9 protein-coding genes are annotated in these 6844 nt (G+C 69.3%); 4 read left to right on the forward strand and 5 right to left on the reverse strand.

The genetic code is table 11. The annotated features are described in order from the left end of the window. The first annotated feature begins 240 nt into the window (after positions 1-240). From FMQ63_RS23640 to FMQ63_RS23650, 3 genes are all read left to right on the forward strand, one after another. On the forward strand, positions 241-810 hold the full coding sequence (locus tag FMQ63_RS23640; protein ID WP_011550180.1) for a hypothetical protein: 570 nt from the start codon (positions 241-243) through the stop codon (positions 808-810). Between the two features lie 14 nt (positions 811-824). Then, the gene (locus FMQ63_RS23645; protein ID WP_225909668.1) at positions 825-1397 is read left to right on the forward strand and encodes a M48 family metallopeptidase; all 573 of its coding nucleotides are present in this window, start codon (positions 825-827) and stop codon (positions 1395-1397) included. Positions 1398-1594: 197 nt separating this feature from the next. Then, the gene (locus FMQ63_RS23650) at positions 1595-2086 is read left to right on the forward strand and encodes a hypothetical protein (protein WP_011550182.1); all 492 of its coding nucleotides are present in this window, start codon (positions 1595-1597) and stop codon (positions 2084-2086) included. A 6-nt stretch (positions 2087-2092) separates the two neighbouring features. On the opposite strand, the gene FMQ63_RS23655 is transcribed toward FMQ63_RS23650, so the two are convergent. The 4 genes from FMQ63_RS23655 to FMQ63_RS23670 all read right to left on the reverse strand — a co-directional run bounded on the left by FMQ63_RS23655 (position 2093) and on the right by FMQ63_RS23670 (position 5682). Continuing rightward, positions 2093-2863: an HAD family phosphatase gene (locus FMQ63_RS23655; RefSeq protein ID WP_011550183.1), complete on the reverse strand. Its 771-nt coding sequence runs from the start codon at positions 2861-2863 to the stop codon at positions 2093-2095. Between the two features lie 58 nt (positions 2864-2921). Continuing rightward, the gene (locus tag FMQ63_RS23660; protein ID WP_011550184.1) at positions 2922-3932 is read right to left on the reverse strand and encodes an ABC transporter substrate-binding protein; all 1011 of its coding nucleotides are present in this window, start codon (positions 3930-3932) and stop codon (positions 2922-2924) included. Positions 3933-4011: 79 nt separating this feature from the next. Next, entirely contained in the window at positions 4012-4773 is a 762-nt protein-coding gene (locus tag FMQ63_RS23665; protein ID WP_011550185.1) for an ABC transporter permease, read from the reverse strand. Between the two features lie 9 nt (positions 4774-4782). Beyond that, positions 4783-5682 carry an ABC transporter ATP-binding protein gene (locus FMQ63_RS23670; protein WP_026113906.1) on the reverse strand — a complete coding sequence of 300 codons (900 nt, stop codon included), beginning with the start codon at positions 5680-5682 and terminating at the stop codon, positions 4783-4785. 198 nt (positions 5683-5880) lie between these two features. Here FMQ63_RS23670 and FMQ63_RS23675 point away from each other — a divergent pair, with 198 nt between their 5' ends. After that, positions 5881-6234 (forward strand): hypothetical protein, encoded by a 354-nt coding sequence (locus FMQ63_RS23675; protein WP_020478641.1) that lies wholly within the window; start codon positions 5881-5883, stop codon positions 6232-6234. Positions 6235-6260: 26 nt separating this feature from the next. On the opposite strand, the gene FMQ63_RS23680 is transcribed toward FMQ63_RS23675, so the two are convergent. Further along, on the reverse strand, positions 6261-6844 hold a 584-nt coding region (locus FMQ63_RS23680; protein WP_228556480.1), incomplete at its 5' end, for a hypothetical protein.

Consider the following 6844-nt stretch of genomic DNA (forward strand, 5'->3'; position numbering starts at 1 on the left):
CTCCAGGAGAGAGGATGCACCCGGTGAGGACCGGCTGAATATTGGACGGTCCTCCCTGGAGGACCGGGCCCCTCCCGCGCGGACCACGACGGCGCAAGGGATGCCGATGTGTCATTGAATGTTACTCAGGGATAAAGCTTGACGCAATGATAGTGAATTGGGCAGGGTTGAAACCAGGCGCTTGTATGGACCAGGGGGAAGCCGCGTCGTCAACGTCACTTCAGGCTTCAAAGACACACCATGCTCGATACGAAAAACGTGATGCGCATCACCTGTCTGGTGTTGCTGGGTGCACTGGGGGGCTGCACGCAAGCCTCCTCTGGGGACGCGACGTCCACGGTCCGTTGGGGGAATGGAGGCAGGTGGGCGGCGGGCGCCATGACGGACGCCGTCGTCGGAGCTCCCGTGGGCGCCACGGTCAGCGCCGTGGTGGGGACGACGACCCTGGCTGCCGGTGCCTACTGCGAGGCGTCTCCTGCCGCCTGCTCCGAAGTCCCCCGGTCAGTCCTGTCCCTGAGCCCCACGATGCTGCCGGGGGCCCGTTGGATGCTGGCCGCGGAGCACACGAAGGGGAAGCGGTCGTCCACCTGGGACAAGCACACGAAGACGCGCTCGGGCGGCAAGGAGAAGAAGGACGACCGCATGCGCTTCAGCCACGGCGCGGACGACAGCAACAAGGAGAAGAAGGAAGAAGCGAAGCGGAAGAAGGAGGAAGAGAAGCGACAGAAAGAAGAAGCGCGGCTGAAGAAGGAGGAGGAGCGGATCAAGAGGGAAGAGGACCGGCGGAAGAAAGAGTCCGCGAAGAAATGAGTCAGGGGGGCCTCGTGAAGAAAAGACAAGACACGCTCAGTGACGCTGAAAAACGCCGTATCAGCAAGCGAATCGACGCGCTCTTCTCCGCGCAGCAGTGGAGTGAGTTGGATCAACTCATCTCCGAGTCCCTGCAAGGCACTTCCGACGACCACTGGCTGCACGTCCGTCAGGCGGATGCCTGGTACGAGCAGAGGAAGTACTCCAAGGCGTCACGCCTCTACCTGAAAGTGCTCGAAAGCGTGCCGCGTTGCCCGCTGGGGCGGTGGGGGCTGGCGAACGCGCTCATGGCGCGCGGGAACGCGGACGACGCCCGGAAGCTCTTCCTGTCCCTGGCCCGGCAGAAGCCGGAGGTGATGGGCACTCGCGAGTGTGGTGAAGGCGTCCGGTGGGCACGGGGCCTCATCGCGGATGCGAACTTCCGGTTGGGCCAGCTGGAGGAACGGGCGGGCGCGAGGGCCGCGGCCCGGCGCCGCTACCAGGTCTACCTGCGAATCCTGCAGCGCCCGGCGCTCTCCCTTGAGAGCCGGCGGGAGGCGAACACCCGCCTTCGCGCCTTGAGTCTCAAGGGGCGGGCCGACGGTTGAGGGCCTGGCCCGTCCGCCTGCCTGGAACCCGCGCGTCGGCTTCGGACCTGGCCAGCAGGTCCGCTCGTGGGCCCGGCGCGCCGCATGGCGCACGGCCCTTGGTGCAACGGAACGTTCAGTCCACAGGGCTGGGGCCTCGGGTCAGGGCCTAGCTTGTCGGCAACGGGGGGCTCACGGCCCCTCCAGGAGGAGGACCCATGAAACGAATGCACGCTGGGAACTGGAGGGCCGCCGCCGTGGCGGCGCTGATGGTACCGGTGGCTGTCCTGGCCCGTGAACCCGTCAACATCCCGAATGACGGCTCCGGCGCTGGCAATGTGCCCAGACAGGAGGGCCGGGACCGGAACTTCACCAACTTCGGCGCGACCATGTCCATTGATCGCTCCAGCAGTGGCAGTCAGCGCAACCTGCGCGTGGGCCCTCAGGCCAATGGCGTGGGCATGCCCATCCGCGAGGTGACGCCGGACCAGGAGGAGATGAAGCGCCTGTCCGGCAAGGTGCTGAAGCTCAACGGGCAGATGCTCTACCTGGAGACGGAGCCCGGCGCCGTGGTGCCCCTGGACCTGAGCGCGCTGCGCATCCGCAAGCAGCCGGAGAAGGGCCAGCATGTGGTGGCCGTCTACCAGGTGGAGAACACCACGGAGAACGTGGCGCTGGCGCTCGCCGGCGAGGTGCAGCCGAAGGACTGACGCGCTTCAGTCCTCCGGGTGGAGTTGGACGAGCGAGGGCAGTTCCGCTGCCCTCGCCCGGAGCCGCGGCTTGGGCCGGATGGCTACCGGCACGCGGGAGGCCGCCAGCAACTCCAGGTCGAACACGTTGTCCCCGAAGGCGGCGTAGAGCGGCTGGGACGTGCGCGAGCGCAGGCAATGCACCTTCCCGGCCGCGTAGGGAATGGGCTCGATGATGCCGGCCAGCACCGTCCCATCCTCCGTGCGCGGCGTGCAGGCCAGCACATTCAAGGGGTCCAGCCCCACTTCATGAACGGCGGCCTCCACGACGGCGAGCGGCGAGGCGCTGACCACGTAGCAGGGGATGCCCTGGCCGCGGGCCCACTCGACGACGCGGCGGCTCTCCGGGTGGATGCGCTGTTTGACTGCGTGGCGGGCCACCACGTCCTTCGCGAAGGCGCGCACCGCGTCCACGCGCCAACCGGCGAAGAGCCACGCCACCATCTCGTAGATGTCCTTCTCCGGAATCCGCCCCGCCTCGAAGGCGGCGAAGAGCTGGTGTGCCAGCTCGCGCGCGGGCAGGCTTTTCTCGAAGCCATGTGCGGTGGCCAGCCGCTCCAGGGCGGCGTGCGCTTCCGGGCGGATGTCGCCGTGCTCCAGCAGGGCCAGGAACAGGTCGTCTCCGACGTCTCCGCTCCACAGCGTGCCATCGCCGTCGAAGGCCAGCACCCCGCCGGGGGCACGCTCGGCCTCCAACCGGATGCGCTCCAGCGTCTCCTCTACACGCTCCATCTTCATGGGTGCGCATCCTCCCCCGGCCTCGAGCCCACGTCACCCGAGCTGTGTTCCATCGTCATCACTTCGCGGCGCCCGCCTGTGCCTCGTCCAGGAGGCTCAGGTCCACCAGCCCGTCGATGTTGGCGTCGGTGATGAAGCCCAGCGTCTTCGCGTGCTCGGCCGCGGTGGCGAGCGCCTGCGGCACCGGGTCCAGGCTGGGCTCCAGCCGGGAGAAGGCCTGCTGGAGGATGCCGGCGGGCAGGGGCTTGCTCGTGAGGCGGCCGAAGGCGACGTTGGCCGCGGTGGTGAAGCCGGCCGGGTCCTCCTGCCAGCGCTCGGTGAGTCGCACGTGCGCGCGCAGCAGGGCGACCACGCGCGGGCGCTGCGTCTCCAGCACCTGTCGTGTCGTCACCAGCACCGTGGTGGGAAAGCGCCCACCGGGCCACAAGTCCTTCTCATTCACCAGGATGCGGCCCTTGCCCTCGGCCACCAGGCGCGCGCCCCAGGGCTCCGGCACCCAGGCGCCCTCAATGCCGCCGCGCAGGAACTGGCCCAGGATGTCCGGGTTGCTCAGCGGGAAGATCTGCACGTCCCCGGTGCCGTCCAGGTGCGTCGTCAGCCCTTGCTGCTTGAGCCAGTAGCGCAGGGCGATGTCCTGCGTGTTGCCCAGCTGCGGCGACGCCAGCTTCTTGCCCTTGAGCTCCGCGGGCGTCTTCACCGTGCGCACCACCAGCACCGCGCCGTTGTTCACCGCGCCTGCGATGACGCGCAGCTCGCGCCCGGCCTTGAGGAACGTGTTGATGGCCGGACCGCTGCCCACGTAGGACACGTCCAGTGAACCGGCCACCAGCGCCTCCATGGCGGCGGGGCCCGCGTTGAACTGCATCACCTCCAGGCGGCCCACACCCGGCTGCGAGGCGAACGTGCCCTCCGCGTTGCCCACCAGGGCCTGGGCGTGGGTGATGTTGGGGAAGAAGCCCAGGCGCAGCGGCGCGTCCGGGCCGCGCGCGGCGGACTCGCGCTTGCAGCCCGCGCCGAGCACCGCCAGTCCAGCGACCACGACAGGCAACAGGGAGTGGAAGACACGCATGGCCGCTGAAGGTGTGACGCGGCGGCGGGATTTCAACGCCCGCCGAATCCAAGCGTCAGGCGCCACACGGCCGTGGGCCTCACGTCGTCGCCGTCAGCCCCCACCGCCGCCGCAGCCGCACCTCCACCGTCTGGAAGAGGACACGGTCCACCGCGGTGCCGATGATGACGATGGCCACCATGACGGCCATGACCTGGGGCACGTCCATCAACTCGCGGCCCACCGTGAGCAACTGCCCCAGGCCGCCGGAGACGAAGAGCAGCTCACCGGCCAGCAGCGCGCGCCAGGCGAAGCTCCATCCCAGCTTCAGGCCGGTGACGATGCCGGGCAGGGCCGCGGGTAGCAGCACGCCGAACTGGAAGCGCAGGCCTCGCACGCCCAGGGTGCTGGCCACGCGGGTGAGCTGCGGGTCCACGCCGTTGACGCTGTCCTCGGTGGCGATGGCGATACCCAGCACGCTGCCCATGACGACGACGAAGAGGATGGCGCCGTCCGTCAGCCCGAACCACAGCAGCGCCAGCGGCAGCCAGCAGATGGACGGCAGCGCCTGGAGCCCCATCACCACCGGCTTCACCGCGTTGCGGAAGAAGGGGATGCGGGAAATCAGCAGGCCCAGGGGGACACCCAGGGCCACTGACATCAGGTAGGCGCGCAGCAGCCGCCCCAGGGAGCGCCCCGCCGCGCCCACCAGTCGCCCGTCGGTGACCATGGCCACCAGGCTCTGGGCCACCGTCAGGGGCCGGGGCAGGAGGTGGGGAGACCAGATGCCCATCCGGGCCACCAGCTCCCAGAGGCCAATCAGCAACGCAATCACCAGCAGCTTCTGGGCATGGTGTTTCATGACGCACCTCTACGGGCCGGGAATCACCTGCGGACGGAGCACGGGCTGGGCGGGGGCCCGGGTGGGCGCTGGCTGGAGCGAGCGTGTGTGGGCGCGGCCCTCCACCTCACGCAGCAGGCCGCCGACGTGCCGCACCATTTCATTGAGCGCCGCGTCCTCCGGCTGGCGCGGCATGGGCAGGTGGACTTCCAAATCCCGCACCACGCGTCCCGGCCGGGGCGCCATCAGCACCACGCGGGTGCCCAGCATCAGCGCTTCATGGACGTCATGGGTGACGAACACCACCGTCTTGCCTGTGCGCACCCAGATGGACTGGAGGAGCTCCTGCATGTGGATGCGCGTCTGCGCGTCCAGCGAACCGAAGGGCTCGTCCATCAGCAGCACGGCCGGGTCCACCGCCAGCGCCCGGGCGAGCGAGGCCCGCATCTTCATGCCGCCGGAGAGTTGGTGGGGCAGCGCGTCCTCGAAGCCGCCCAACTGCACGCGCCGGATATAGGTGTCCGCCCGCTCGCGGCGCTCGGCGCGGGGCACGCCCCGGGCGGCCAGCGCGAAGGTGATGTTGCCGCGCACGGTGAGCCACGGGAACAGGGCGGCCTCCTGGAACATCAGCAGCCGGTCCGGCCCGGGCCCGTGGATGGGATGCCGGTCGATGGACACCGAGCCCCCCGTGGGCACCACGTGCCCCGCCAGCGCGTAGAGCAGCGTGGACTTGCCGCAGCCGGACGGGCCCAGCAGGCACACGAATTCGCCCGAGCGGACGTTGAGGTCCACGTTCTGCAAGGCGACCACCTTGTTGGCGTACTCGTGGTCCAACCGGGCAACACTGATTTTCGCGCGCTCCGCACCGACATGCGCCGGCTGGAGCAGGCGCAGGGAACTTCTCCATCGGCCTAGGAGGGCGCGCAGCATCCACCACAAACTAGGCACGTAGGTGCAAGTGGGAAGGGGGAGCAGGCAAAGGGCCCGTTGAGGGCTTCATGGCCTGCTCGCCTGCTTTGCGCGCGGAGAGGGGCTCGTGGCCCGCGGCCTTTGTCCCACCCAGTAGAACCTGGTGACGCTTCAGACGCGTGTTTTCATCGCCTGCCCGTCTGTCTTAGACATGGGGGCATGCTGGAGGACGACGGGATTATCAAGCTGATGCGGGGCGTTCTGGCGACCTACTCGGACAAGAGCCGCTTCGGCGCCGCCGGGCTGATGCTCCTGCTGGGCCTGGGCGTGCTGCTGGGGGCGGGCAGCCTGGCCCTCTCCGCCGAGCCCCTCATCGACGACGAGTGGCTGGCGTGGCCCGTGGGATTGCTGGCCCCCTTCGTCGTGGGCGCCGTCGTGGCCGGCTTCCAGAAGGTGAAGCTGTGGGACTGGAAGTTCCGGTTCGACCTGGAGCGCTTCGGCGCGGCCTTCTGCGTCACGACGGGCTTCGTGCTGGCCCGCTTCGTCGGCGTCCCGCTGCTCGCCGGGGGCTGAGGCGAAGGCCCTTCGTCCCGGGGGGCTCAGGCGGCGCGGCTCGCCCCTTCGGTGCGCAGGTGCGTCCGGGTTCGCAAGCCCAGCCACGTAGCGAAGACGAGCAGCAGCATGCCCACGCCGCTGAAGGCGCCGCCCACGCGCAGGGAGGCGTTGCGGTCATCCCGGACGAACTCCACCGTCTTTCCGCCGGGGTTCGCGAAGGCCGCCTCCAACTGCGCCTTCACGCGCGTGGCTTCCGCTTCCTCGGTGGCCCACTGGAAGAAGAGGGGGTACTCGCCGTGCACCGTCACCAGCGTGGGCCGGAAGATGGGCACGCGGTTGCGGCGGGCGGCGCGGGTCCGGTCCACCTTGACGCCCTGCACATCCTTCATCGCGAAGCTGGCCACTTCGTCGCGGGTGAGCCAGCTGGAATGGAACAGCAGGCACACGCCGCCGGGCTGGCACCGCAGCTCCACGCGGGCCTGGGCGTTGAGCAGGTAGGGGCCCAGCACGAGGAAGGGCAGGGCGAGCAGCACGCACGCCGCCGCGGCAATGGCCGTGGTGCGGCTGCGGCGCGGCTCGCCATTGGAGTAGGAGGACTGGGGCTCGCTCACACCTCTCCTCATAGACC

This window comes from Myxococcus sp. CA005 (assembly GCF_006518205.1).
In the GTDB taxonomy this organism is placed as follows: Bacteria; Myxococcota; Myxococcia; order Myxococcales; family Myxococcaceae; genus Myxococcus; species Myxococcus xanthus.

Bases quoted from the DNA above. Each gene is read 5' to 3' on its own strand.
- FMQ63_RS23675 (WP_020478641.1), top strand. From the start codon at position 5,881: ATGCTGGAGGACGACGGGATTATCAAGCTGATGCGGGGCGTTCTGGCG.
- FMQ63_RS23655 (WP_011550183.1), bottom strand. From the start codon at position 2,863: ATGAAGATGGAGCGTGTAGAGGAGACGCTGGAGCGCATCCGGTTGGAG.
- FMQ63_RS23665 (WP_011550185.1), bottom strand. From the start codon at position 4,773: ATGAAACACCATGCCCAGAAGCTGCTGGTGATTGCGTTGCTGATTGGC.
- FMQ63_RS23660 (WP_011550184.1), bottom strand. From the start codon at position 3,932: ATGCGTGTCTTCCACTCCCTGTTGCCTGTCGTGGTCGCTGGACTGGCG.
- FMQ63_RS23640 (WP_011550180.1), top strand. From the start codon at position 241: ATGCTCGATACGAAAAACGTGATGCGCATCACCTGTCTGGTGTTGCTG.
- FMQ63_RS23670 (WP_026113906.1), bottom strand. From the start codon at position 5,682: ATGCTGCGCGCCCTCCTAGGCCGATGGAGAAGTTCCCTGCGCCTGCTC.
- FMQ63_RS23650 (WP_011550182.1), top strand. From the start codon at position 1,595: ATGAAACGAATGCACGCTGGGAACTGGAGGGCCGCCGCCGTGGCGGCG.